Here is a 25,707-nt window from a genome sequence, read left to right on the forward strand (position 1 = left end):
TTGTGTTGCGCCAAAATGAGTCCCCTACTCGTTGGTACGAATATCGTGCAGTGATGTTCCGTCCGCGTCACGCCACAGCTTTAGTGGCTCTCGCACATGACCGCCGTTCATCAAATCGACTGCCTGTCCAGGACCAGTGAAAATGTAATCCTGTTTCAGGACAAATCGATCGCCAAGAACCTCGGCGACGCCGTCCGAGATGAGTTGGCTTCGGCGACTCAGGATTGTCTCAGGCGCGCCGGGCCTTGCCTCGGCACGGGCCGACGAGCCTGCGGTGACGAGCATCTGCTCACCCACGAGCTGCCCATACAAATCGCAGCTCCGGTGGCGGAGATAATACGTGGTGCCTGCGAAAGGCGGATTTTCGTTCATTGCGAAACTCGATCCATGAGACCCTGAATCGCTACCGGCTCGCCCTCGTTGTTTTCCACCTGCCAAAACTCCGCTCCGGGGACGTTGTCAGCGCCGGCATGATGGGCTGCGGCATCCAACGTGGCAAACTCATGACCATCAACGACGACCACTCCGTCTTCAGTGACCTCAGCCCGCATTCTGATGGAGTCGTCGGCGGGGCTGAGGAAATCACCGGGGGAAAGGATGCCCGCTTCGACGAGGTCAGCAACATCGGAGTCAACATGGGCCGCAGGCTGTGCGATCACCTGAATGGCGGGATATGCGACGGACTGGCCCGACTTGAGCCGTTCGTAGCCGGCTCTCGTGACCTGGGCCATGAGGATCCGGCGCTCTTGCACGAATTCGTCGTAGCCCATCGTTTCCCAGTCCTCCGGGAGAGCGTGCCAGAACATCTGCTGTCGAAGGGAATCGCCACTGAACCCGCGTTCGGCCACTAGTGCCGGCCAGTATTCGGCCGGCTCTCGGTCGGAGATCAGGATATTGGTGCTCCAGTCGGTCGGGGCGAAGTTCGCAACCTGGTTGATCTTCTTGAGGTCCTTGACGCCGACGACGTTTTCTAGGTATTTGCGAGGGTTGAGGTGATGGCCCTCGGTCCCCTTGGTCGCCGGCAGTGCCGGATCCATCCACTGTTGGACTTTGTTCCTGAGCATAAACATGTCCGCGTCGAGAATATTTAGTGCGGCGAGGTAGGTCTGGTATGCGGGGGACAGCGCGGATGACGATGTCACGAGAGAGTCCGGCATGCGGAGCGTCCAGAAATCGTCCGATAGTTCGGCAGAAATGACTGCCTCAAGTGTGGAGACGAAGCTGGTCGAATCACTGCCCTCGATGGCCGTCAAACGGTCCAGGTCTTTCTGGAGTTGGGTTTCTGCGCTACCGGTGTAGCGACCGGACAGCTGAGACATGAAGAGCCAGCGGGCCATGAGGTTCCGCAGGGTAGTGACGTCCACGGCGAAGCGCGTCCGTCCCAGAATCCAGAGGGCGTAGCTGGATAAGATGTTCATGTCGGACGTGACCATTTTTCGCGATTTGAAGCCGGCCACGGCAAGGCATCGGATGAACTCGGTCCAGTGCAGATCCTTGAGCACGACGGGCAGTGCGGCCTGCAACTTCGCCAGTTCAGTCTCTTGCCGCTCAGGCACGACGAAGCCAGTACTGCGGTCCTTGGCCTGCAGCGCGTTGTACGCGTCGCCGAGCTTTGCCCGGTTCTGCCCAACGGCGACCAGGACTCGCACCAGCTGACCAGCGTCGACCGCCAGGTAATTGTTTATCGGAGTCCAGGAAACGGTCCGGCCCGCTATTTCGCTGGCTCGCTGAGGTGTGAGACGCGAATCGCGAGCGAAGCTTTCAAGACGCTCGCGTCCTGCCGGCCAGAAAACACTGAGCCACGTCAGGATGAAGTCTGACGCTTTGAGGCTTACTCCCTCGGAGTTGATCCGGACGAAGATGTCAGCAACTACCTTCTTGTCCGCGTCCGGCTGGATCTCAACGACGGTGAACTCGTAATTGCGCAGGCCATCGAGGCGACCGAGCCGCTCTTCGATGAGCTCCTCTATCTCCTCGGTCAGCTCGCCGCGGGCTTCCTCGTAACGTTTCTTGAATGATCGCCGGATCTTGAAGGGGTTCTCGAAGAACTCCGATACGTTGCTGATCCAATCCGCGGACTTCTCGAGGGCGGTATTCGTTACTTCAAATTTTTCCGTGACCGGGTTGAAGCCGATTGACATGGTTTTCGAGTTGTAGTCCGCGTCCCGGACAGCCGCTCCCTTGAAAACGGCGTACAGGCTTGTGAGCCGCTGCTGTCCGTCAATGATCTGATGCGCGCCGACCCGTCCGGTGGCACCGGAGATCGTACGGGACGATTCTTCCTGCGCGACATTCCAGAACATCAGCTCGCCGACGGGGTACCCGCGGTACATGGAGTCGAGCAGGTCACGGATCTTAGACTTGGGCCACACGAAGGGCCGCTGCAGGTCGGGCAGTTGGACGACCCCGGATTCTACCGAGTCCACAAGTCCCTGCACCTTCCAGCCAACTGGCTTGAATACCGTGCTCATGCCGGAACTCCTTCGCTTGTGACATTCATCTTGCCCGTGACAGCGGCGGAGATGAGTGCGGAGCGACGCTCTCTGAGAATGGATACCACTGCGCGGGCTTTGTCCGCGAGGTCGTCGATTTGACGGGTCTTGACGCTCAAATATTCTACGATTCGGTGCTGTTCAGTGATGGGGGGGAGACCGAACCTGAAGTTCTTGACGGTGGTCGAGTTAGTGGACGCAAGGTTAGTTGACTGTTTCCCCGTCAGATAGAAATATGTTCGCGCGGGGTCCGCGTCCAACACCAGGACCAAGAATTTACTGTTTAGCTGAGGACGGGTACGAACCGCGAAGATGTGATTTTGGTGGACGCATGGGCTGATTGATCCATCCCAAATGCACCCGCGGGCGAGCTTGTCTCGATCGCCGCCCTCGGTCATAAGCACATCGCCCGGCTGCAGCATGGAAGAGGCTGCGACTTGTGGTGGCAAGTCGATTTCTTTGACATCGGTGAGGTCAACGTAGCCAATCTGGACGTTAGCTACCCGCAGGTAGGCATACGTCTCCGTAACATCTTGAGCGAAATCCTTGCCGAGCGTCACCCCTGTCTGCATCCGCATCATGTTCTTCAGCGGCTGAACAGACCAGTGTTCGGGGACGGAGCCCTGCCAGGGAACGCCGGACGGCTTGTTGGGGGCGGTGGGGTCGAGGCCTTTAGTGACGGCGTGGGTGATGATGGCCTGGCGCTTCTCGGCGAGCAGTTCGATGAGCCGCTCCTTCTTGCCGATCAGCTCGTCGATCTTGGCAGTTTCGCGGTCGAGATAGTCAACAATCCTCGCCTGAACCTCATATGGAGGGAAGGGGATTGGCATCCTTCGAATGTCATCTTGGAAGAGATGGGGAACGCCCATCCCACCTTTCAGCATCTCGATTCTGCTCTGAATGAGTTCGCTCTGAATGAGGTAGTGAACATACCGGCCCTGGCAGCGGGGTCCGGGCGTCAGAACGGCGATCGAGCTATTAACCGTGGCTGGCACCGGCAGCTCGCGAACGACGTTTACAGTCCCCAGCGTTGAACCGTCCTTTGCCAGGAGGACGTCATCAGTCGTCAGCTTGATTTCCGGAGACTCGTCGTACCGTTCGCGGGTGATGAAGTTGACTCGCTCAAAATCAATATCCCGACGCTTGATATTTGGTGTGGATAGGAAGGCGAAGCCTGAGTCAACGTACTCGTCTGCTTTGAGTCCTTTCCAACCCAGTCTCGCCCGTACCCACGTCTCGTAACCGAGCCGAGACTCAGACCAGTCGACCGGCAGAGCTTCTAACCATGGGAGCGTTGTGGTCTTGTACGACTCGTATGGCGCCTCGGTCACTTCTCCACCTCAGCCAGCAGCGCGGTGATGTCGGAGATGAGCTTGTTCAGGTCGGCATCGATCTCATCAAGGGACCTCGGCGCGACGTACTTGTAGAAGTGGCGGGTGAAAGGGATCTCGTAGCCGATCTTGGTCTTGGTTTCGTCGATCCAGGCGTCGGCGAGGTGGGGGAGAACCTCACGTTCGAAGTACGCCGTGATGTCCTCGCCCAGCGGTACGTTCTCGGTGTCCCGCAGGTCCGTGTCTGCTTCAGGTGTCCCCTTGAGGCCCTTGCAGACGTCGGCGGTGTCGTCGCGCTCGGAGAGCCCAGCCACAACGGACTTCAGGACGGGTGCGCTGAGCTTCAAACCGGCGCTGGCGAGAGCCGGCTTGAGGGCCTTGAGGAATGTCTCACGGTTTTTCCAGAGTTTCGTTTCGCTTTCACCGAGCCGGGTGAGCGTCTTCTCGAGAAGCTGGCGGTCGTCGCCGGACAGCTTTTCCACCGGCTTCTGCGACAGCACGGCGTCGATGCGTTCCGGGGTGACGGCAAAGTTGAGTTTCTGTGGACGCTCGACAGTGATCGTGGAGTAGCCGAAATCCTGGTTGTTGAAGATCTTGGAGGTCTCGCCGTCGTCCTCGAAAGCACCGTACAGCTGGACGATGCTCGCGATGTCCTTCGGGCCGAGCTCCTTGCGCTTGGAACCGAGGCTCTTGCGCATCTTCTGGAAGAAGTCCACGCCGTTGATGAGCTGGACCTTGCCAACGCGCTCAGGGTGCTTCTGCTTCTTGCTGTTGGAGAGGATCCAAATGTAAGTGGCGATGCCGGTGTTGTAGAACATGTCCGTGGGCAGCGCGATGATGGCCTCCACGAAGTCGTTCTCGATCAGGTATTTGCGGATCTCGGACTCGCCGGAGCCGGCGCCGCCGGCGAACAGCGGCGAGCCATTCAGGACGATGCCGATGCGGGAGCCGCCGTCGTGCGCCGGGCGCATCTTGCGGACCAGGTGGAGCAGGAAAAGCAGTGAGCCGTCGCTGACGCGGGGGAGGCCCGGGCCGAAACGGCCGCCGAAGCCGTGGAGTTCGTGTTCCTTCTGGATCTGCGGCTGGATCTTTTTCCATTCCACGCCGAACGGCGGGTTGGAGAGCATGAAGTCGAACTGCTGGCCGATGTTCTGATCGTTGGCGAGGGTGTCGCCGACAGAGATCTTGGAGATGTCCTGGCCCTTGATCAGCAGGTCGGATTTGCAGATGGCGTAGGACTCGTCGTTTATCTCCTGGCCGTACGCGACGAGGGAGGCGCTCGGGTTCAGCGCGTGCAGGTGCTCCTGAGCGACGGTGAGCATGCCGCCGGTCCCGGCCGTGGGGTCGTAGATGGACCGGACGATTCCCTCTTTGGTGAGGACGTCGTCGTCGTAGTTCAGCAGGAGCTGGACCATGAGCTGGATGACTTCGCGCGGGGTGAAGTGCTCACCGGCGGTCTCGTTGGAGGCTTCCGCGAAGCGGCGGATGAGTTCCTCGAACATGAGGCCCATCTCGATGTTGCTGATGGTCTCCGGGTGAAGATCGATCGCCTCGAAGTCTTTGGTGACGTGGTAGAGCAGGTCCGAGCTGTCCAGCTTCTCGAGCGTCTTGTAGAACTCGAAGCGCTCGAAGATGTCCCGGGTGTTCTCCGAGAAGCCCTGGACGTAGTTGAGGATATTGGCCTTGATGTTGGTTGGGTCATCGAGGAGCTTGGCGAAGTTGAACTTGGAGGTGTTGAAGAAGCTGTGGCCCGAGGCCTTCTGTAGAAAGGTGTCCAGCGGGATGTTCAGGTCCTTCTTGGCCTCTGCCTCCTGAAGGACGGTATCTTTGGTGGCGTCCAGGACGCAATCGAGGCGGCGGAGGATGGTGAACGGCAGGATTACCGAGCCGTACTGCGCCGGTTTGTAAGTACCCCGCAGAATATTCGCGATGCTCCACACCAGGTTGGCGTTGTTGTTACCGGCCACTGCTCCCACTTTCCTTGCTGCGGGCAGCGGGGTGCTGGCTTCTTGACTTGCCGCTGGCATCGTCCCCATTGCCGTGCAGCGTTCAATCGATCACGCACGTACTTGCCCTTGCATTGTATGGGGGAGGTGCGAGGTTGGTTGGTCGCACAGATCCCGGGGAACCGGAGAGTCGGCCGGATAGCCCTACTTCTTGCGTGTTTTACTAAAGAAGTCTGCGGCCTGCCGGTAGGCCCTCCTCGCCTCAGGGCTGTTTGCCGCCCGGTAGAATTTAGCGCCGTTTTCGGCGAGCTTCCGGGCCTTCGCTTGAATAAGAGGATCACTAGCCAGGTCATAGGCTTTGGCAGCAGCCTGCTTCACCGTCGCCCCACCAACCCTAATCACTGCTGCGACTTTGTCCGCTTTTCCTGCCGCCGTTATCTCCACACTTCGTTTGGTTTGTCCCCGAGATTAGCACCGTGTGAGAGTGTGCTCGAGGAACTGAACTAACTGGATGAATGGCACACTCATGCCTGCAACTCCTCACAGACCCTCTCGCTGCACTTTCTTTGGCCTTGTATGGCGGCGGGGTGTCACTGCTCGGCCGCACCGATCCTGAGGACTCCGAAGTGGCGCCCGCCCTGCCAGGACCAGCGTGTGTGAAGATGTTGGGATGACCGACAATGACCGTGAACTCTCCCTATACGTCGACGGCAGAGATGCCTTGGTGGCAGGCGATCCGACAGCAATTGCCGAGCTGTTCCAAAAGCTTGACGTCAAAGAAGAGGCCAGAGCGAACCTGGGGTCAGGGTTGGCCGATCTGCTTGCCGGCCTGGCTGGGGCGGCTGCGACTGCTATGGCGGCAAATGCCGAGGGAAACTCCTTCCACATGACTCCGGAGTCTTACGCTCGGTACCTGGAACTCATCGGGTCCACCAAGGAAAAAGTGGGGATCGTCGCCGGTGTGCTACGCCAGTCAGATGGCCGGATCGACACCATCATCGAACTGGTGGGCTCCTCACCAGTCAACCCTGCCGCGGCCGCGAACGTGCAGATCATGGCCGCAACTTTGGCGATCCGCGTGGCCCTCAAAGAGCTCGATACCCTTGTTCAGGCTGTGGACGCGAAACTGGACATGATCGTCCGGGATAACCGTGACGAGGCACTCGGGAACGTGCAGGGGACAACCCACGTTCTGGACAAGGCATTTGGGTACTTCGAGGAGACCGGCCGGCTCAACGACGCCCTTTGGGACCAAGTGTCGGGACAGGCTGCAGCCCTCGCCCAGGCGCACGCCGTCGCCCTCAACCACCTCAACACCATTGCAGACGGTCTCGCCGTCAAGAACCTGGGCAAGCGGGTGGGCAGCGCCGAGGCGGCGGCCAAAGGCGAACTAAAGCACTGGCTGGTCATCGCAGCAGTGGCTCTCACAAACATGGTTCGAATGGACTCCTTGGAGGCTGTCCGCAGCGCGAATGACGGATCGGATTCTAGGGCTCACTCCCGGCATATCGCTAAGTCGCGGGAGCGGCGAATGGCAAGCACCACCGCGGCACTTCAAAATCTGTCCGATGCCGTATCGGCGGCAGTGGACGTCGATACGTTTACCCGCGTTTCGAATCCCTTGGAGATGGCCAGGCTCTACACCGCCGCCGAAGAACTTCAGCGGTTGCTGCGGATCTTTAGTTCGAACTTCGGCATGCCGGAGGCCTCGACCATCAAGCGCACCCAGTGGCACGAATCGGTAATGCGCCTGGGCCAGAAGGCAACCGGGGCGGTGACGGGTGCCGCCGTTGCTGTTGTCGATGGAGTGGCTTCAGTTCCAAAAGCGATCGGCGCAGCTGTCGAAGACACGATCTTGCATGTAGCTCAAGGGATCGAGGAGCGCAGGGCGGTACCCGCAGAGACTACAGATACGGAAATTGAATCTGAGACCGGAGATGCGGCAATCACTCGGTAGCCACGTCGTTCGTCTTGCGGTGTCCTCGCCGCGGTACCGGCCGGGCGCCTGCGGGCACGCGGAGACGGACAAATGAACTTTACGGCCGGCGCAGCGGGTTCTCGGCGATCTGGACGCCGGACTGGCTGGTGCCAACTACGAGCACGGCCCTTCGGGCAGCTGCTGCGGGTTGCGGTAGTCGTGGCCGTGGAGTTGGTACACATGCCCCGGCCGTGCGGCGGACGAGGCAGGGATGCGCGGGCGCTGGAAGGCACCGTTCGCCCGGACAATGTTCTCTGCGCCGGGCACGCCGTCGCGCTGGGCGGCACCATCCTGATGGCGCCGATGGACACACCGGGTTTTCGCAGCGCCGTGATCGGCGACCCCCAGGGCGGCTTCATCGCCGTCAGCGCAACTGCAGGCTGATCCTCATCCGGATCGAACCGGGGTCTCACCAAAGACGCCGATTCGTGCTGTGATGACTAGCAGGCAGTCCATGGGGGAATTCGCTTCAGGAGTCACCGTGACGACGAAACAAACCCTCGATGGCGCCCACCAGCCAGGTATAACGAGTCCCACCGGTCCTGCCACTCCCCGCACAGGGCATCCTGCCGCTCCAGCACCTGGTGCTCCACACCGTGCCGGGCGAGCCAGTAGCTGGCGACCAGCCCCGCCTGTTCGGCCCCGATTACCAAGGTTTGGCTCTCCGAGGAGCCTGATCTCGGGCGGTTGCTTCGGGGGAGTGCATGGCTACTTCTTGTAGGCCCGGGGCCCAGGCGACTTCGGTGGCAGGCCTGCGACGTGATCAAATGCCTCGGTCTCCATGGTTCCTTTCCCGTAGCGATGACAGGGGTGGATTTGTTGGCAGGATATGCCCGCAGCGCCGCTGCGCACAGCCGATTCCCGCGAGCCTTCCCTACATCTCCAGCCGGAACACCCAGAGCAGCACATCCTCGCCGGGGACGTACCAGTCGCGGGCTGGGACCCTCTCGAAGCCCAGGGATTCGTAAAGACCGTGGGCCCGTTCCATGAACATCGCACTCGTAATGCTGATTGCAATGATGCCCGGCAGCGACTGCGCGTGTTCAACGACTCGACGGACAACCGTTCGCCCAACCCCGCCGCCCTGTACCGCCGGATCGACCGCGAGCATCCGGAACTCGAGCTCATTTTCCACCGCGATCTCGCTGTACGGCTGGCCAGCGAAGGTCAGCGTCACGGCCGCGACCACTGCGCCGGAGGCTTCGGCCACCCACACCTCGGCATGCTCGGCCCGGTGTTCCACATTGTCCAGCACGCTCATATACGGGTGGTCGGCAGTGAAATGCCCGGCATGGAGATACGCCTCCCGGGTGATTCTCCGGACCTCGGAATAGTCGGCGGGCGTTGCCTGCCTGAAAACCAAATTCACCGCGGTGCAACCCCGACGCCAGCCACCCGGGCCACATACTCCTCCAGCTGGGCAAGCGCTGGCTGGGACGAGGGATCGCCCACCGCGTCCGCCCCAACGGCATTGGCCACGGTCAACGCCGCGGAATAGTCGAGCCCAGCCCCGAGTCCCAGCACCAGGGCAGAGCAAAATGCGTCGCCCGCCCCGATGGTGTTCGCCACTGTCACCGCCGCAGCGGGAGCCTCGGCCACCTTCTGGCCGCGCTCGAACATCGCCGATCCGTCCTTCCCGAACGTCACCGCCACGAGCTTCGCGCCCGCCAGCGCCGGGATTAGCTCGTACTCCGTCTCATTAACGATCACCAGGTCGCACCGCTCCAGCAGCTCAGCCGGCAGGTCCATCGCCGGTGCCGCGTTCAGCACGAAGAACCCAGCGGACCGCCGTGCGGCCTCCAGCACCACGGGAAGGCCCACTTCGAGCTGGCACAGCACCGTCTCGTCCGGCCCGAACTCCACACCCTCCAGCGAAAACGCAGCGTTGGCCCCTGGGCAGACCACGATCTGATTCTCGCCGTCGCCGTCCACCACGATCAGCGCGGTACCCGTCGCGTCGCCGTCGAGCACCGCCACATCAGTGGTGTCCACGCCCGCGCCGGAAAGGGACTCCAGCATCAGGCGGCCGGAGGCGTCATCACCCACGGCCCCGATCATCCTCGAGCCGACGCCCAAACGGGCAGCGGCCACCGCCTGATTGGCTCCCTTGCCGCCCGGCTGTTGGGTCAGCCGGCCGCCACCAATGGTCTCGCCGGCGGCGGGAAGCCGGTCCGCGGAGGCGATGATGTCGAGGTTGATGCTGCCGACGACGGTGACGGCAGGAAGCTGAGTGCTCATTGAAAGTCCTATCGGGTGAAGCCAAGGCGGCTGGATTAGGAAATAGTGTACGGCACTGTTGAACTTGTGCGTCATACATGGTTGTATAACAACTCACATCCCAAGGGCAGGAACCGCCCCTGCAGAACAAAGGAGTTTGATGTGAACACCCCAACTTCAGTCGCCACTTCGCCGCCGGATACCGCGGAGGGGGAGACAAAAATCGGCGGCCGCCGTGCCGCCCTGCTGATCTCCACGCTGCTGCTCGGCGTGCTGTCCTTCCAGCTCAACGCCAGCATGGTCACCCCGGCGCTGCCGCAGATCGCGGCCTCCTTCGGCCTCAGCGCCGACAGTGCAGCCCCCGTCCAGTCCATGTTCTTCCTCGCCGGCGCCATCGCCGGGCCCGTCATCGGACGCTGGAGCGACTTCATCGGCCGCCGCACCGCCCTGCTCCTGGTCCTCGGGATCATGGGCGTGGGAACCATCCTCTGCATCGCCGCCCCCACGCTGCCCATCCTCATCGCCGGCAGGTTCCTCCAGGGAGTCTCCAGCGCGGTCTTCGCGCTCGCCTACATCGTCCTCAGCGAGAACCTGCAGGCCCGCGTCTTCGGCACCTCCGTGGGGATCATCGCCGCCATCAACGGCGGGGTCGGCGGCGTGGACGGCTACTTTGGCGGCCTCATGGCCGAAACCCTCGGCTTCCGGTCCATCTTCGTCGTCGTCCTCGTGCTGACGGCCATCGCCGCCGCCTGCATCCTCAAAACCGTCCCGAAGGGACGGCCGCAGGGAGTCCGCGGCGCCATGGACTGGTGGGGCGCCGGATCCCTGTCCGTGTTCCTGGTCTTCATCACCTACTTCGTCTCCGGCGGCTCGGCCGCCGGCTGGACCGCACCCAGCACCCTGGCCCTCCTGGCCGGCACCGTCGCATCCTTCGCCGCCTTCTGGATGATCGAGAAGAAGCGCACCAACCCGCTCATCGCCGTCCACCACCTGCGCTCCCGCCAGGTCTGGCCGGTCATCGCCACCACCGTCCTGACCCTCGCCGGCATCTTCGCCATCATCAACTTCACCGTGGTGCTGCTCAGCCAGGACACGCACCACGGCTTCGGGCTCAGTGCCTCCCTTTCGGCGCTGCTGTTCCTGACCCCCGCCGCGCTGATCGGCGTCTTCGCCGCACCCCTCGCCGGCTGGCTGGCCGACCGCCGCGGCTGGATCAAGACCCTCCGCGCCGGCACCGGGCTCAGCCTTGCCTGCGCCATCGCCGCGGCCACCTTCTCCGACAACCAGGTGGCCGTCCTGATCGCCGTCGCCGCCCTCGGCATCTTCTACAACGGCTTCTTCCTCACCGCCATCAACGGACTCTCCGTCCTGCTCTCACCCAAAGAAGCACCCGCGGCCCTGCCCGGCATCAACGGCGCCTCCTTCGGCATCGGGGCGAGCCTCGGCGTCGTGCTCGTGGCGCCGTTTGCCGCCCAGGCCACCTCCGCCGGCTACACCACCGCCCTCTGGATCTCGGTTGCCATCACCGCGGCGGCCTTCCTGGTCAGCCTCTTCGTCGCGGCACCCAAGGGCGAAAAGCTCTAACCCCAACAACGTCCATCAGCACGTCCAGCACCAACGAAACGAGAAACTCAGCATGACCACGCCCATCAGCCACCCGTTCTACCTCGACTGCGACACCGGGATCGACGACGCCCTCGCCCTTGCCTACCTGCTCGCCTCGCCGCAGGCTGACGTGCGGGGGATCGGTACCGTGAGCGGCAATGTCAGTGCCGCCGTCGGCGCCCGGAACACCCTGGACCTGCTCCAGCTCGCCGGGCACGACCACATCCCCGTCGCACTCGGCGCCCACGACCCCCAGGCAGGCACCTTCCACGGCGGTGCGCCGCACGTGCACGGCGCCAACGGCATCGGCGAAGTCTCGCTGGTGGCCGCCGACGCCGATCTGGTGCCCGGAACCGCTGCCGAGCTGCTGGTCCGGCTCGCCCACGAGCACGTCGGCCGGCTGCGGATCCTGGCCGTCGGACCGCTCACCAACATCGCCGAAGCGCTGCGCCTGGACCCGGAGCTGCCCCGGCTGGTGCAGGACATCACCATTATGGGCGGCGCCGCGTTCGCGCCCGGGAACATCACCGCCGTGGCCGAGGCCAACATCGCCAACGACCCCGAAGCCGCGGCGGAGGTGCTCGCCGCCGACTGGGACGTGACCCTGGTGCCGCTGGACGTCACCATGGCCAACGTGCTCGAGGAGAGCCACCGGCAGGAACTGCTCGCCGCGGGCCATCCGGTCCCGCAGGCCCTCGGCGACATGCTGGGCTATTACTTCCGCTTCTACGAGAGCCAGTTCGGCCGGACCTGCTCGGCGATGCACGACCCCCTCGCCGCGGCCCTCGCGGTGGGCGGCGTCAGCGCGGCGGTGGCCCCGCTAGTGACGGTCGACGTCGACACCACCGACGGTCCGGGCCGCGGCCAGACCATCTGCGACCTTCGCGGGCTGTATGCCGGGTACCCGGAGATGCCGGGGGCGAGGTGCCGCGTGGTGCTCTCGCTCGACGGTGACTTCGCGCCGCACCTGGTGAAGACGCTGCTGGCGTTTGCTTCTGAACGTGCGACGGCGGGCCTCGCCGGGGCGGGCTCACTCACCTAACGTCCACCCCACCCTTGGAGTTTTTTCCCGATATGCAGGCCTACGATCGATTCAAGCCAGCATAGACGGACAACAACTCCGGGGGTGGGGCCAACGCTTGGCCGTCGCTAACGGCGCTGTGCGATGAGGACGAGGGCGCATGACGCCAGCACACCGGCGAGGGCGAAGATCAGCATGCCCGTGAATGAGCCCCCGCCCGACTGAATCAATGCTCCGCTGACAATCGGACCAATAGAGAAGCCGGTGCCGATCATCAGGTTGGTTGTGTTCATCAGGTGGCCGCCGTTGGAAAGTGAGGACAACGTGGACAGCAGGTAGGGCAGGATGAAGGTCCAGGCGAACTTGAAGATCACGGCGGCGATGGCGAATTGGATCAGGGCCGGTGAGCCGAAGAGCAACGCGATGCTGGCCGCCATGCCTGCGTAACCTCCCGCCAGGTAAAGCTTTCGGTGCGGCGACTCACCAAGGGCAGTTGCAACGAGGGCCGACAGTATTCCGGCCACAGTGGCCAGGGAGAGAACAAGGCTGCTGGCGGAAAGGTCGATCCCGGAGCCTGCCGAGATCTGGGCGATGAATGACCACACCCCGCTGAGCGCAATGTAGAAGAGCAGCACCGCGGCCATCCCCGCGGCTGCCTTGAGGACCGGGACCCGCTTCGATGCCTCAGTAGCAACGGGGGCCGTGGTCCGCAGCACTTCGCCGTCGATACGGTTGACCGCCAGGAGGCACAGCACCGCGAGCCCGGCAAGTGTCCAGTAGATGGCAGAAACTCCCGCTCCCGCGAACAGTGATGGGAAGACCGCAAGAATGAGTGCTCCCATGGCGAGTTGGAAAACGACGAACATTCCGAAGGCCCGGCTGGGGTTGGCGGTTTTACCGCTGAGTGTCAGGATGATCACCGTGATGGAGCCGGCCGCGAGGCTGGTCACCACCCTGGCGATCATCAACAGGCCAAAGTCATCCACAAAGCCCGAGACCACGTTGCCTGCAATGACGATGACCGTGAAGATGTAGCTTGCCGTTCTCAGGTTCATGCGGCGGAGCCATAGATAGGCAGGTACCGTCGCCAGGCTGAAAGCCCCAAGCTCCAGCGAGAAGAGCGTCCCCACCTGGACCGGGGTCAGACCGAACTGCTCAATCAGCTTGCCTGCGATGACAGGGGCAATCAGCAAAACGGTGTACAGGACAGCACTGAATACAGCGATATAGGCGTACGTCCCCTTGTCCGAGGAGGTGGTAGCCGGAGCGGCTTGTGCGGTAGTGGTCATGGTCACTGTCTTTCGGGCAGGACGAAGCGGCGAAGGCCGCCGTCGGCGGGAAATTGGGGAAGTGGTCCCTGCGGGCGGTAAGGAGCAGGGGTAATGCGGAACCGTCAGGCGCGCTGCGCTGCGCGTCCTTCGGCCGGGGTTGCTGAGGGATCCGTTGACTCGGCATCGAAGACCTTGCGGCCGGCGAACCAGGTCTGTCGGGTTTTGATGTGCGGAATCTGTTCGGTGCCGATCTCGTACGGATTGTCAGTCAGGATGATGAAATCTGCTGATTTTCCCGGGGCCAGGGAGCCGGTGACATCATCCAGGCCCATCGCCTCGGCGGAGTTCGTGGTGTAGACCCTGATGGCTTCCGGGAGGGTAATGGCCTGTTCGGGCCAGAGTGCGCCCGGGAATTGTCCCGTTGGATCCTGCCGGGTGACCAGGCCGTAAATCCCCTCCCAGGCGTTGGGCGACACGCTGACCGGCCAGTCGGAGCCGCCGGCGATGCGGGCGCCGGCGTCCAGCAGTGAGCGGTTGGGCTGCATTTTTGACGCCCTTTCCGCTGGCAGTACGGTGGCGATGGCCTCGGAGATGACGCCGGGGAACCACAACGAGGGGGAGATGTCGGCGGTGACATCGAGTTCTGCAAACCGGGGGATGTCCTGTTCCTGGACGAACTGACCGTGGGCGATGTGGTACTTCGTTTTTATGTGTCCCGCCGAACGGACCTTGGCCACGGTGTCCAGCACCAGCCGGACCGACGCGTCGCCTGTGCAGTGGATCTTTGCGGAAATACCTCGTTCGGCTGTGCTCATAAGCCAGCGCTCAAGTTCCGCTGGAGGCATGGTGGTGCCTCCGCAGTGGCACTCCGGAAAGCCGACGCCGGACAGGTACGGTTCAATAAATGCTGCGGTCCCCGCCGGCGGAACTCCGTCAAGGAAGATCTTGATGAAGTCCGGTCTGTGGTGTTCGGACCGTGTGTCCTCACGGTGGGCGATGATGCCCTCTCCAAGGGGAGTGGTGCCGAAAATAAAGTCATTGGCCTGCATGGAGGTCACCACCCATGCAGAGAGTTCACCGGCGTCGTCGAGCTCTTTCAGTGCCTGCAGTAGTTGGAGGGACGAGGCCGCATCCTGGAACCCCGTGACGCCGTAGGAATGCAGAATTTCGGTACCGCGCGCTGCGGCCCGGGCAAGGTCCTGCGTGGACCGGGGCTGCAGCCGCGCCACCCTCTGTTCAACCAGGACGCCGCCGGCCTCGATGAGGACACCAGTGGCACGCCCCGAAGCGTCCCGCATGATCTGGCCGCCCTCCGGATCCGGCGTGCGCTCGTCGATTCCGGCCAGTGCCAGGCCTCGGGAATTTACCCACCTGTTGTGCTTGCTGTCGTCTTTCAGGATGGCGGGCCGTCCGCCGGTCGCTGCATCAAAGCGGGCCAGCGTTTCCATGGAGTTGAGTTCGGCGAGGAGACCGGAACCCCAGCTTCCGCCGATCACCCACTCGTCCGGGGCCAGCCTCTTTGCGTACTCCTCGACGGCGCTGAGGAGATCATCGAGCGATTTGTTGGGCGCCTCGTTGAGCTCGAACAAGTCCATTTGCCCTGCCAGCATGTGGTGGTTGTGGACGTCCAGCAGTCCTGGCATTACATAGGCGCCTTCGAGGTCAATGACGTCTGTGCCCGGTCCAGCTGCAGCCTCAGCAGACGAACCGAGCGAATGTACTTTCCCGGCCTTGACGGCGAGTGACGTGACGCGCGGATGTTCCTGGTGCAGTGTGTCGATTACACCGTTGATCAGAAGTAGATCGGCTTTGTTGTCCATGACCTCAGTCCCTGTAAGTGTGTTGGATCACAACAATAGAGTGGGAGTCTTCCGAAGAGTTGACTTTCCGCGCACTGGTCTTGGAAATTCAGGCAGCACTGGGAGCCGTCTTTGCAGTCCTGTTCCCGACATTTAGAACGTCGGCCGCGGGGGGACCATCACTGCTAGGGATAAGGGCTGAGGGCGCCTAGATTAGGGGTACATCGGGCAGAAGGAGAGTTCAGTGAGCGAGAAATTGCGTTGGGGCGTCCTGGGCACTGCCCGCATCGTCCGCAAGACCATTCCGGCGTTGCCGGCAACCCAAAACGGTGAGGTGGTTGGTATCGCATCCCGCACCGAGGACAAAGCCAGGGAGTACGCCGACAAGCACGGCATCCCGCAGGGGTTCGGCTCCTACGAGGCGCTGCTCGCTTCACCGGACATCGACGCCGTATACATTCCGCTGCCCAACGCACTGCACCTCGAGTGGATCCTGAGAGCCCTGGACGCCGGCAAACACGTCCTATGCGAAAAGCCCCTGGCCATGAGCGCCGCCGAGTGCGAGGAGATTGCGCGCAGGGCCGAGGAAACCGGGCTCAGGGTCCTGGAAGGCTTCATGTACCGTTTTCACCCGCGGTTCGAGAAGCTGCAGGAGCTGCTCGCGGCCGACGTGGTGGGCGCGCTGACGTTTGTCCACGTCGGCCACTCCTTCGACGCGGGCGGTGATGACAACATCCGCTGGTACAGCGGGCTCGGCGGCGGGGCGCTGTTCGACACGGGGTGCTACTGCGTCAACGTGAGCCGGATGGTCACGGCGCAGGAGCCAACTGACGTCGTGGCTTTCGGCAACTACCGCGACGCCAACGACGGAGGCCAGATCGACACCAGCATCGCCGGCATGCTCCGTTTTCCCAGCAGTGCCACGGTGCTGTTTGATACCGGAGTGAACCTCGAGCGGCGCAACTTTCTGGAAATCACCGGCACCGAGGGGCGGCTCTACCTTGACAATCCGTTCGGGCTCCTGGAGGAGGACTCGGTCCTGGAGGAGCACCACTTTGGGCAGGACACCGTCTTTCACGGGATCAAGGGTGAGAACCACTTCGTGCGGATGGGCGAACACTTTGCCGACAGCGTGCTGAATGGCACGCCGCTCCGCTATGATCTCACCGACGCTGCAAACAACGCGCGGGTGCTGGAAGCCCTTGATGCGGCAGCGCGGAAACATGCGGGTGCGTCTCACCTGACGCCACATTCCAGCGCCGGTGCAGGCGCTCGCTGACCACGGCTGGGCCCCACCTGGGTGAGGCTGCTCTGGCTCATGCAGAAGCTCAACTCCATCGGCGACACCGTTGCGGGACCCTCTTACACGGTCATCTCCACCGTCTATGACGAAGTGGTCATTCCGTACAACAGCCAGTTCCTTGATGGCCCCGCGCGGCAGGTTACCAACATCACTGTCCAGGACAAGTGCCCGGCCGACGTCTTCGAACATGACCAGACCCCCAACGACCCCGTGGTGCACCAGATCGTGGCCCATGCACTGGGTAAGGAGAGCGGTCCCGCTGACCCGGCCTACCAGCCCCGGTGCCTTTAGCGGTGGATGACGGCAGAAGCCACCTTGCCCTCGCCGGCTAGGACTGGAGGGACTGCACCGAGAGGTGCCCGGCACGGTTGGCGATGAGGCACTTGGCCAGGTAGAAGGGCCGGTTCGCGTGGCGCACGTACCGCGTCAGCACGAGGACCGGGTCCGGGGCGCGCAGGTCCAGCAGCTTGGCGCGACTCCGCCCCACCTGGCTGAGGCTGATCTGGCACTCGCCAGGCCCCGGGACCCGGCCGCCCGCTCTGTTGAGCGCGGCAAGCAGGGTGGTGCCGCCGTCGTCGTTGATGTCCAGGGGCGGGGCGGCGCCGGCGCCGAAGCTGACCGGCTGGGCGGAGATGTTTTTCCTGCAGGTGCGCGACGGGCTCGCCGTCGGATCAGGACGGACTCCCAGAGCCAGACCTCGCTGCCGGGTTCGACACCGACCCCGGGTCCGGCGAATTCGGAGGCCGGCTGCCGCTCCACCTGGACGCGCTTGATCTCGACCTTGTTGGCCGCGGCCGCCGAGGACTTCCTCGAAGGGACGGAGCGTTCGATGCCGATGCGGGGGAGAGTATCGGAGACGAACCGTCCGACGCCGCGGCGGGCTCGGATGAGGCCGTCCTCCTCGAGCAGCATCAGGGCTTCTCGGACCACGGTGCGGACCTTCATGTCAAGCCGCGGTGGCCCCCGGCGGTGCGTGCCGCCGTCGACACAGGCGACGGACCCGGCCGCGGACAGACCGACTGCGACCTCCGCGGACGGTACATGGACTACCCGGAGCAGCCCGGCGCCCGCTGCCGCGTGGTGCTGGAGCTCGACGGCGACTTCGCGCCGCACCTGGTGGAGGTGCTGCTGTCGTTTATCGGTGCGGAAAGTACGACGGCGGCAGCGGCCGTGGGTGCGGCGGTCGCTTAAGCGGGCGTGGCCGGGCGGATCAGGACTGGATGGACCGCATCACTGACAGGTGCCCGGCGCGTGCCGCGATCAGGCACTTGGCCAGATAGAAGGGCCGGTTCGCGTGCCTGACATACTGCGTCAGCACGAGGACCGGATCCGGGGCCCTCAGGTCCAGCAGCTTGGCGCGGCTGGGCCCCACCCGGCTCAGGCTGATCTGGCAATAACGTCGCCGGAACCCCGCCTCCATCTCACACTGGCGCCATCCGCCCGAGCCATACCTGGCGCCGCTGTTGACGCGTGAACCGCCTCACCGGGCTGGTGAACGGGCCGCTTCGCCTGTCTGGACATCGCCGTCGACCGAATCGGCGGAAGAAGCGCAGGGGGAATGCGCCGAGGAACGCTCGGGCCACAGGACCAGGGCGATGGCGGCGGACCCGAGGATCAGGCCGGCGAGGGTGGCGGGAGTGAACGGTTCCGCGAACAGGAAAGCCCCGGCTACGGCTGTGGTCGGGGCGACCAGGAAAAGGAGGGCATTGAGCGTAGTGATGCCGATCCGGCGGAGGAGGAACCAGTACAGGGAGTAGGCGATGAGGGTGGGGACGATCGCGATCACCAGGGTGGAGATCCAGAAGTCAGGGGTGGCCGGTGGGGCTAGGGTTCCGGTGAAGGACGCGAGCAGGGCAACCGCCACGAGAGTGACGGCGGCATGCGTGGACAGGGTGGCAAAGACGCCGAGGCGTGCCGAGGTGCGGCGCTCCAGGAATGTGGCCGTGACGAGGCTCGCGAGGGCGACGAGCGGGAGCAGATAGGCGGGGCCTGGAGACGCGACTGCGGATGCGTCCGAAGCTACGATCAGGGCGACGCCACTGGCGCCGAACACCAGGCCGAGCCATTGGAGGGCACGCACGCGCAGCCCGAGGAGCGGGCCGACGAGGGTGGCGATGACAAGGGGCTGGATGGCATCGATGAGCGCGGTGGTCCCTGACGAGACGCCGGCGGCGATGGCCAGGTAGATAGGCACGACGTAGCCGAATTGGGCGAAGAAGCCGATGACGAGATGGGGGCGGATGTCGCGCCAGGCCGGCAGGTCTGCGCGGGGAAGGACTGAGCCGCGGGAAGGTCTCCCCGGACGGTTCTTCGAACCGATGCCGTCCGGCCGGCGATGGGTGATGTTGACTCGGAGGGCGGTTCCGGCGAGGGCGAGTGCCAGGATCACCACGACAATGAGGAATCGCCAGAAGACGATCGTGAGCGCCGGGGCGCCGGCGGTGCCGATCTTGGCTACGAGAAAACCGGAACTCCAACTGAGAACAAACGCGACGGAAGCTCCGATCAGGACAATGCGCTGAGGTATACCGTTCTGTTTACTCATCTAATTAGTATACAGAACGGTATAGTGGATGCATGATGACCGAAGATCGCCGTGAGGAGATGCCCCGAGATACGAATGAGCTGCCCAAATACACGAAGGGAGCGGAACGGGTTCTGCGCGCCGCGTCCGAGCTGTTCTATCGGGAAGGAATCCACGCGGTGGGGGTGGATACGATCGCCGCGGCGGCCGGCGTAACCAAGAAAACCCTGTACGACCAGTTCGGTTCGAAAGAGGCGCTGGCGGTGGCCTACCTCCGACGGCGGGACGCCCGGTGGCGTGAGTACCTCGAAAATGGACTCGCGCAGGTACCCGCAGGCGGCACCGAGCGGATCCTCGCGGTCTTCGACATCTCCGGGCGGTGGGCCATCGACAACAGCGACAAAGGGTGTTGCGCGATCAACGCGCGGGCCGAGATGGATGACCCGGAGAGCCCCATCGCGGCGGAAGCTATCCGCCAAAAGAAATGGTTGAGAGACCTACTCGAGCAACTGTGCAGGGAAGCGTCCGTTGCTGATCCTGCCCAGACAGCGGACTCGTTTATGCTTCTGTACGAGGGCGGGCTCGTGACAATGGGAATGGGCACCTTCCCGCAGCCCTTCGCGGTGGGGCGAGACGCAGCAGCGCGATTGCTCGCCACCAGCTAGTCACTTGGCGTCTCAGGAGCCAGTTGACGCCTCACTCCTGCCTTCCGCCCGCTCCCAGTGCTTCCGGAGCAACTCGGCCAGGCGCTCCGGCTCGATCCGGTGTGGCGGGTCGAAGTGGTGGCGCTTGGAGAACACCTCCAGATGGAAGTCCGGGAAGAAGACCCTTGCCAGCCGGCCGGCGATCTCGCCGTAGTCGTCCGGGTTGCTCAGGCCACCGAGGGCAAAGAACACCGGCTGGGGAAACGTGGCCAAACGTGCCCTGTCCAGGTCATAGCTCTTGAAGTTCCGCAGGAACGCCCTGATACCCGCGGGCCGCTTTGCCATCCACGGCGGCGGGGGACCTGGCGGCGGTGATGGAAGCACGACGTCGGGCTTAACTCCCAGCCGCGTGAAGGCGGGCATGAACTGCTCCGGGGGAAGGGCTTCCAGCTGCTCGTACTTCTTCCAGAGCTCCGCGTGCGCCGGGCTCCAGTCCCAGTTCCCGGCCCAGGCCGGCTCCAGCAGCGTCAGGCTCAGCAGCCGGTCCGGATGCCTGGCAGCGAACGCCAGCGCAGCCGCGCCGCCGCCCGAATAGCCCACAAGGTGGAACCTCTCCCATCCCCGGGCGTCAGCTTCGCGGAGCACGCCGTCGATCTCTGTGTCCAGGCTCCAGCCAGGCGGCGGCTCATCGCCTGCGTAGAGCTCCAAGTCTTTGGCGACGGCCTCTACATCCCGGCCCAGGGCGTCAATCAGAGCTTCGTACGCCTGCTGCGCGGGAAGCACGCTCCCGGGGAGAAGGATGGCCCGAATCCGATCCATGAACGAACCATACGCCCGAGGTGGCCTACCGGCTACCGGCCGCTACGAGCGGGTGCCCTCATGCCGCCTTCCGAGGTTTGATGACCAGCCCGATGACGGCTGCCAGCGCGAGGGCGGAGAGGATGGTCGCCGACCAGAACCCGGCCCGTCCGCCGGCCAGGAAGTCTCCGGGGACAGCGAAGGCCGCGTAGGTCGAAGCCACGATGGCCAGTCCAACGGCACCGCCAAGTTGCTGCATTGTCTGGAACAGCCCGGAGGCGGACCCTGCGTGCTCGGGTTCGACGTCGCGAAGCGCGAGCGTCGTGAGCGGCATGAACGTCATGCCGGCTGAGATTCCCGTCAGGAGCAGGGCAACCATGACGATGGCGAAGGGCGTGTCCGGACTCAGTTGCGTGAGCGGCAGGAAGGCGGCCACGCGAAGTGCGGTGCCGAGGATGACGAGGCGGACGGCCCCGAAGCGCTCGACCAGCCGCGGGACGATCCGTGACATCGCGAAGATGCTCAGGGGCATCGGCAGGAACGCCAGCCCCGTCAGCAGTGGCGTGAGGTGCAGATCGCTTTCGAGGTACTGGACCATGAGGAAGAACATCGCCAGCATCCCGCCATAGGTGGCCGCCATCGCGGCCAGCGCCGCGACCCGGCTCGGGCTGCGGAGCAGTTGCGGGCGGAGCAGGGGGTGGGCCACTCTCCGCTCGGTGAAGGCGAGTACGGTGAGCAGCGCTGCGCCGACCACGAGTCCGCCGATCGTGCGTCGACTGGACCAGCCGTCGTCGCCCGCTTGTAGGAGGGCCCACACGATGGCGACGGCGCCGCCCGTTGCGGTCACCGCTCCGAGAATGTCGAAGCGCCCGGGTCTCCGGGGAGTTTCGGCGACGAGGCGCGGCACGGCAAGGAGTACGACGACGCCGATCGGCACGTTGATGAAGAGGGTCCACCGCCAGTTGGCGATGTCGGTGAGCAGGCCGCCAAGAATGAGCCCGAGCGCGCCGCCCATCGAGGCGACGGCGGAGAACAATGCAAGCGCCCGGTTCCGCGCGCCGTCGTCCCGCGCGCTCGTGGTGATGAGCGCGAGCACGCTCGGGGCGGCGAACGCGGCACCGAGGCCTTGGAGTGCGCGTGCGATGACGAGGAGGAGGGGTGAGGTGGCTAGGCCGCCGAGCAGCGAGAAGACCGTGAAGACTGCCACGCCCACCAGGAACGTGCGGCGACGGCCGAAGACGTCTCCGATCCGTCCGCCGAGCAGCAGGAGGCCGCCGAAGGCAACGGCGTAGCCGTTCAGGACCCAGCTGAGCTGGGCCGGGGTGAAATCGAGGTCGGTGGCGATGTGGGGGAGTGCGACGTTCACGACCGTCGCGTCGAGGACAAGCATGAGTTGGGCGAGCATGACCAGCCAGAGGCCAATGCTGCCGGCGCGGCCGCGCGGATTGCCGCTTCTCCGGGCGATCCCGGCGGGCCCGCGTGTGGCGGTTGTGGTTGTCATGGAGGTGTCCTGTTCTAGCCGAGGGGCTGACGTACACTAAGAGGAGAGATGCTCCGTTTAGAACTATACGGAGACACTCTCCGTTTGGCAACCATGATTTGAGAGGTGTTCCTGTGCGCGCTGACGCTCAACGCAACCGCGATCGGATCGTGGAGGTGGCACGTGCGCTGGTCCGCGCCAAGGGCTTCGACGCCGTGTCGATGGACGAGATCGCGAAAGGGGCCGAGGTGGGCCCCGGCACGCTGTACCGGCACTTCCCGACCAAAGAGTCGCTGTATGACGCAGTCCTTGAGGCCTGGGCCGGGAAGGTCAACGCCGCCGTTGACAGCGCGCTGGCACTCGATGCCCCCGCGCGGGAGCAGCTGTTGACCTGGCTGACCGACTATGCGGCGATGCTGACGGAACACAAGGGTGCAGCCGCGCGGATCACCGCTGCGCTGGGTGATCCAGGGTCTCCGTTTGCAGCAAAATGCACCACGTACATCAATGCGAATCAGCGCCTGATTGACGGGTTGGACTCGGCCCTGCGCCCCGGGGTCGAGGCAATCCAAATCAGCCGGCTCGTCGGCGGCGTGGCTGCAGTGGTGGACAACAGCGAGCTTCCCGCCGACTCAATGGCGCCGATGCTTGCGATTGTCGCTGACGGGCTGCTCGCTCCCTGACGGCGGACGGGAGCTGCGCCGTGGGCGGCATCACCGATGCCGCGGCAAGGCATACGACGCCGTCCGGTAGCCACGGGCCAGTCGGATGGCCGCTTCGCCTATCTTGCGGCTGAAGCCAGCACGGCTGGCCTAACAACAGCGGCCGGGGCGGTCAGCGGACGAGCCGGCCGCCGCGCCGTCGTCGGCTGCTTATTACCGCCTCTGCCGCGCCGGCACTCCGTCCTGGATCGCGAAAGAGGCCGAAAACCAAGACACCCCGTCAGGCAAGGCGGGCGCCGTCGAGCAACTCGACGGAGAGCAGGTCGCCGGTGGTGGTGCCGGGGAGGGCATGGACGGCGAACACGAGCGCCGCGGACGCTTCAGTCCTTACCTCTGCGGGAATGGCGTACTCGGTAACGTCGGCGCCCTGCTCGACGTGGGAGAACAAAGCCTCGGTCAGCGGCACGCCGTTGAGGCTGATCAGCTGTCCGCCACCTGTATCCGGCCGCATCCTTACCCGTACGGACCCGGCGCTCCCGCCGGAATCCTTGAGCACATAGGAGAACCAGCCCGTCGCGTTGCGCCAGTGCACTCCGTCCTGACCTCCGGCCCGGGTGGCAACGCCGGCGAAGAAGTGGTCGGACTCCGGCTGCTGCTCACCTGCGGCCACGGCGTCGATGACATCGCCCCTGTTGCCCGCTGCCGCATCAATGGCGGCAAGCTCCGCCGTCCGCACATCGGCGGAGGCACCCGTGGGCCAGTACACGGTGTAGCGCTCGTCGTGGATCCCGGCAAACGGCTCGAGCCTGAGCTGAACGGGTGCGCCGTTCCGGACGGCAGCCAGTTCCGCCGTGATGGCAGCCCGGTTGGACAGTTCGACGGCGGCTGCCGGCTCCGCTGAAACTACCACCGGTGTGCCGGCCAAGGGATCCTGGGGGCCGGAGGCAACATGGCCCATGCGCTCGTCCGGCGCCTCCAGGGCTGCCACACCGGCGGTTCCCTCCCGCGCGGCGAGGACCACGGGTCCATAGAGGAAGGAAACCCAGGGAGAACCGTCAGGCAGGGCCTCGGCCAGGATGTCGGCCTGAAGACGGACGAAGACAGTGGTGGTTCCCTCCCACACGCGATGGACGAAGCCGGCGTCCCCCTCCACTGCCAGCGACTCCGGCCGTCCGCCGGTCGCGTCCGTTTCATGGACACTGATCTCCATGGCCGTGGCCCATTCCGGGCGGCGGAGCTGCAGGGTTAAGGCTGTGGGGCTGACAGTTGTGACGGTCAGCTGGACGGTGTCCGAGTACGGGAAATCTGTCTCCATCCGGACCTTCACTCCGCGTTCGACCCAGTTGAGCTCCGAGGCGATGTAAAGGTTCACTGCCAGGTTGCCGCCGCTGTGGCTGTAGATCAGTTCGCCATAGCGGGCGTGGTTTTCCAGACCGGAGCCCACACAGCACCACATGGATTCATGGACGGTGGAGTACACGCGGTAATGGGAGGGACGCATCGGAGTGAAGTACACCAACCCGCCGCGGACGGGGTGCTGCGAGGAGAGGATGTGGTTGAAGGTGGCGCGCTCGTAGAACGCCACCGCTGCGGGGTCGCCGGCCCGCTCGAAGCGCAGCTTGGCGAGCTTGAGCATGTTGTAGGTGTTGCAGGTCTCCGGCCCTTGGACATCAAGGATCATGGGTGTGAAATCGCGGGACGGGTGGAAATGCTCCCGGACGCTGTTGCCCCCGATCGACACCGTGCGCTCACCCGTGACGGTGTGCCAGAAGCAGTCGGACGCCTTGAAATGCTCCTCGCTGCCCGTGGCCTGCGCGTACCGTTCGTACCCCACCACCTTGGGTATCTGCGTGTTGGCGTGGAGCCCGTCCAGCCGGTCAAGGCCTGCAGCAAGGGGTTCCAGGATGGCGCGGTGCGAAAAACGGCCGGCCTCGCGCAGGTAGTCATCCCGCCCGGTCAGCTCGGCCAGGGATGTGAGGGTGTCGTTCATTCCGCCGAACTCGGTGACCAGGACTTCCTCGAACGAGTCATCGTCCAGGCCGGCGGAAACCGTGAGCCACCAGTCCGCCAGGAGGGTGAGCATTCGCAGGGCCGATTCCGCCCCGGCATACGTGTAGGCATCCAGGAGTCCGGCGAAGGTCTTGTGGAGGCTGTAAAGCGGGACCCAGCGTCCGTTGAGCGTGAACACGTCAGCATCAATTTCTCCTGCCCGGAGTTCTTCGCCGAGGCGGCGGCCGCCGGGAACCCCGCCCAGGTACCCGGTGCCCGCCGCGTTCTGGCACTCTTCGAACACGTCCAGGACGTACTGCAGCCGCTCGAGCAAGCGGGCATCGCCCGTTGCCGCAAACAACTGCGCACAGGCCGAGAGGTAGTGCCCGCCGATGTGTCCTCCCATGCCGTCGGATTCCCATCCGCCGTACGCCGCCGCCGTCGTCGTCGTAAGTCCTGCTTCCCTGCGGTAGGGCGCACAGAGGCGGTCAGCGTCCAGTGCCAGGACATAACGGATGCTGGTGTCCTGCGCGTTCTTGAAGTCGCCGGCCAGCAGCCGGACGCTGTTCAAGGGAAAGGACGACGGCGGCGCGGTGGTTTCCGCGAAGGCGGTGGTGGGGTGCATGGGAAGTGCGGCTTTCTTGGCT

24 protein-coding genes and 1 pseudogene are annotated in these 25,707 nt (G+C 64.1%); 9 read left to right on the forward strand and 16 right to left on the reverse strand.

Going from position 1 to position 25,707, the window contains the following annotated elements:
• Positions 1 to 24: 24 nt before the first annotated feature.
• The 5 genes from J2805_RS14735 to J2805_RS14755 all read right to left on the reverse strand — a co-directional run bounded on the left by J2805_RS14735 (position 25) and on the right by J2805_RS14755 (position 6,213).
• On the reverse strand, positions 25 to 372 hold the full coding sequence (locus tag J2805_RS14735; protein ID WP_309977460.1) for a DUF4357 domain-containing protein: 348 nt from the start codon (positions 370 to 372) through the stop codon (positions 25 to 27).
• Positions 369 to 2,471 (reverse strand): GmrSD restriction endonuclease domain-containing protein, encoded by a 2,103-nt coding sequence (locus J2805_RS14740; RefSeq protein WP_309977462.1) that lies wholly within the window; start codon positions 2,469 to 2,471, stop codon positions 369 to 371. The genes J2805_RS14735 and J2805_RS14740 overlap by 4 nt, the downstream gene beginning before the upstream one ends.
• Complete coding sequence (locus tag J2805_RS14745) at positions 2,468 to 3,823, reverse strand: restriction endonuclease subunit S (protein WP_309977464.1); 1,356 nt, start codon at positions 3,821 to 3,823, stop codon at positions 2,468 to 2,470. Before J2805_RS14745 ends, J2805_RS14740 begins: the two co-directional genes overlap by 4 nt.
• Positions 3,820 to 5,790 carry a type I restriction-modification system subunit M gene (locus J2805_RS14750; protein WP_309977466.1) on the reverse strand — a complete coding sequence of 657 codons (1,971 nt, stop codon included), beginning with the start codon at positions 5,788 to 5,790 and terminating at the stop codon, positions 3,820 to 3,822. Before J2805_RS14750 ends, J2805_RS14745 begins: the two co-directional genes overlap by 4 nt.
• Positions 5,791 to 5,973: 183 nt before the next feature.
• Positions 5,974 to 6,213 (reverse strand): hypothetical protein, encoded by a 240-nt coding sequence (locus tag J2805_RS14755; RefSeq protein WP_309977468.1) that lies wholly within the window; start codon positions 6,211 to 6,213, stop codon positions 5,974 to 5,976.
• Between the two features lie 226 nt (positions 6,214 to 6,439).
• On the opposite strand from J2805_RS14755, the gene J2805_RS14760 reads away from it, so the two are divergent.
• Positions 6,440 to 7,726 carry a hypothetical protein gene (locus J2805_RS14760; RefSeq protein WP_309977470.1) on the forward strand — a complete coding sequence of 429 codons (1,287 nt, stop codon included), beginning with the start codon at positions 6,440 to 6,442 and terminating at the stop codon, positions 7,724 to 7,726.
• A gap of 201 nt (positions 7,727 to 7,927) precedes the next feature.
• A complete protein-coding gene (locus tag J2805_RS14765; RefSeq protein ID WP_309977472.1) occupies positions 7,928 to 8,131 on the forward strand; it encodes a VOC family protein in 204 nt (67 codons plus the stop codon).
• A gap of 92 nt (positions 8,132 to 8,223) precedes the next feature.
• Here J2805_RS14765 and J2805_RS14770 read toward each other — a convergent pair whose 3' ends face one another.
• The 3 genes from J2805_RS14770 to J2805_RS14780 all read right to left on the reverse strand — a co-directional run bounded on the left by J2805_RS14770 (position 8,224) and on the right by J2805_RS14780 (position 9,985).
• On the reverse strand, positions 8,224 to 8,514 hold the full coding sequence (locus tag J2805_RS14770; RefSeq protein ID WP_309977474.1) for an NAD(P)-binding protein: 291 nt from the start codon (positions 8,512 to 8,514) through the stop codon (positions 8,224 to 8,226).
• Between the two features lie 107 nt (positions 8,515 to 8,621).
• Positions 8,622 to 9,116, reverse strand: coding sequence for a GNAT family N-acetyltransferase (locus J2805_RS14775; protein WP_309977476.1), 495 nt, complete (start codon positions 9,114 to 9,116; stop codon positions 8,622 to 8,624).
• Complete coding sequence (locus J2805_RS14780; protein ID WP_309977477.1) at positions 9,113 to 9,985, reverse strand: ribokinase; 873 nt, start codon at positions 9,983 to 9,985, stop codon at positions 9,113 to 9,115. The genes J2805_RS14775 and J2805_RS14780 overlap by 4 nt, the downstream gene beginning before the upstream one ends.
• 141 nt (positions 9,986 to 10,126) lie before the next feature.
• Here J2805_RS14780 and J2805_RS14785 point away from each other — a divergent pair, with 141 nt between their 5' ends.
• Both J2805_RS14785 and J2805_RS14790 read left to right on the forward strand, forming a co-directional pair.
• Positions 10,127 to 11,548, forward strand: coding sequence for an MFS transporter (locus tag J2805_RS14785; RefSeq protein ID WP_309977479.1), 1,422 nt, complete (start codon positions 10,127 to 10,129; stop codon positions 11,546 to 11,548).
• Between the two features lie 52 nt (positions 11,549 to 11,600).
• Positions 11,601 to 12,611 (forward strand): nucleoside hydrolase, encoded by a 1,011-nt coding sequence (locus J2805_RS14790; protein WP_309977481.1) that lies wholly within the window; start codon positions 11,601 to 11,603, stop codon positions 12,609 to 12,611.
• Positions 12,612 to 12,718: 107 nt separating this feature from the next.
• Here J2805_RS14790 and J2805_RS14795 read toward each other — a convergent pair whose 3' ends face one another.
• Positions 12,719 to 13,879 carry an MFS transporter gene (locus J2805_RS14795; RefSeq protein ID WP_309977482.1) on the reverse strand — a complete coding sequence of 387 codons (1,161 nt, stop codon included), beginning with the start codon at positions 13,877 to 13,879 and terminating at the stop codon, positions 12,719 to 12,721.
• A gap of 104 nt (positions 13,880 to 13,983) precedes the next feature.
• Positions 13,984 to 15,681, reverse strand: a complete 1,698-nt coding sequence (locus tag J2805_RS14800) for an amidohydrolase (RefSeq protein WP_309977484.1) — start codon at positions 15,679 to 15,681, stop codon at positions 13,984 to 13,986.
• Between the two features lie 223 nt (positions 15,682 to 15,904).
• Between J2805_RS14800 and J2805_RS14805 the strand changes: the two genes are divergently transcribed.
• Positions 15,905 to 16,939 (forward strand): Gfo/Idh/MocA family protein, encoded by a 1,035-nt coding sequence (locus J2805_RS14805; protein WP_309977486.1) that lies wholly within the window; start codon positions 15,905 to 15,907, stop codon positions 16,937 to 16,939.
• 39 nt (positions 16,940 to 16,978) lie between these two features.
• A pseudogene (locus J2805_RS14810) lies at positions 16,979 to 17,254 on the forward strand (lipase); the annotation flags it as partial.
• A 37-nt stretch (positions 17,255 to 17,291) separates the two neighbouring features.
• Here J2805_RS14810 and J2805_RS14815 read toward each other — a convergent pair.
• Complete coding sequence (locus J2805_RS14815) at positions 17,292 to 17,450, reverse strand: hypothetical protein (RefSeq protein ID WP_309977488.1); 159 nt, start codon at positions 17,448 to 17,450, stop codon at positions 17,292 to 17,294.
• Positions 17,451 to 17,932: 482 nt separating this feature from the next.
• On the opposite strand from J2805_RS14815, the gene J2805_RS14820 reads away from it, so the two are divergent.
• Positions 17,933 to 18,154: a hypothetical protein gene (locus tag J2805_RS14820; RefSeq protein ID WP_309977489.1), complete on the forward strand. Its 222-nt coding sequence runs from the start codon at positions 17,933 to 17,935 to the stop codon at positions 18,152 to 18,154.
• Between the two features lie 19 nt (positions 18,155 to 18,173).
• Here J2805_RS14820 and J2805_RS14825 read toward each other — a convergent pair whose 3' ends face one another.
• Both J2805_RS14825 and J2805_RS14830 read right to left on the reverse strand, forming a co-directional pair.
• Positions 18,174 to 18,335, reverse strand: coding sequence for a hypothetical protein (locus tag J2805_RS14825; protein ID WP_309977491.1), 162 nt, complete (start codon positions 18,333 to 18,335; stop codon positions 18,174 to 18,176).
• A 108-nt stretch (positions 18,336 to 18,443) separates the two neighbouring features.
• The gene (locus J2805_RS14830) at positions 18,444 to 19,508 is read right to left on the reverse strand and encodes a DMT family transporter (RefSeq protein WP_309977493.1); all 1,065 of its coding nucleotides are present in this window, start codon (positions 19,506 to 19,508) and stop codon (positions 18,444 to 18,446) included.
• Positions 19,509 to 19,540: 32 nt separating this feature from the next.
• Here J2805_RS14830 and J2805_RS14835 point away from each other — a divergent pair, with 32 nt between their 5' ends.
• The gene (locus J2805_RS14835) at positions 19,541 to 20,152 is read left to right on the forward strand and encodes a TetR/AcrR family transcriptional regulator (RefSeq protein ID WP_309977496.1); all 612 of its coding nucleotides are present in this window, start codon (positions 19,541 to 19,543) and stop codon (positions 20,150 to 20,152) included.
• Positions 20,153 to 20,164: 12 nt separating this feature from the next.
• Here the strand turns inward: J2805_RS14835 and J2805_RS14840 are convergent, their stop codons facing one another.
• Together J2805_RS14840 and J2805_RS14845 are read right to left on the reverse strand one after the other, a co-directional pair.
• Positions 20,165 to 20,950 (reverse strand): alpha/beta fold hydrolase, encoded by a 786-nt coding sequence (locus tag J2805_RS14840; RefSeq protein ID WP_309977498.1) that lies wholly within the window; start codon positions 20,948 to 20,950, stop codon positions 20,165 to 20,167.
• 58 nt (positions 20,951 to 21,008) lie between these two features.
• A complete protein-coding gene (locus J2805_RS14845; RefSeq protein WP_309977500.1) occupies positions 21,009 to 22,430 on the reverse strand; it encodes an MFS transporter in 1,422 nt (473 codons plus the stop codon).
• A 113-nt stretch (positions 22,431 to 22,543) separates the two neighbouring features.
• On the opposite strand from J2805_RS14845, the gene J2805_RS14850 reads away from it, so the two are divergent.
• Complete coding sequence (locus J2805_RS14850) at positions 22,544 to 23,092, forward strand: TetR/AcrR family transcriptional regulator (protein WP_309977502.1); 549 nt, start codon at positions 22,544 to 22,546, stop codon at positions 23,090 to 23,092.
• Positions 23,093 to 23,351: 259 nt separating this feature from the next.
• Here the strand turns inward: J2805_RS14850 and J2805_RS14855 are convergent, their stop codons facing one another.
• Positions 23,352 to 25,685, reverse strand: a complete 2,334-nt coding sequence (locus J2805_RS14855) for a beta-L-arabinofuranosidase domain-containing protein (RefSeq protein WP_309977504.1) — start codon at positions 25,683 to 25,685, stop codon at positions 23,352 to 23,354.
• Positions 25,686 to 25,707 lie beyond the last annotated feature (22 nt).

It is taken from the genome of Arthrobacter oryzae (assembly GCF_031454875.1).
In the GTDB taxonomy this organism is placed as follows: Bacteria; Actinomycetota; Actinomycetes; order Actinomycetales; family Micrococcaceae; genus Arthrobacter; species Arthrobacter oryzae_D.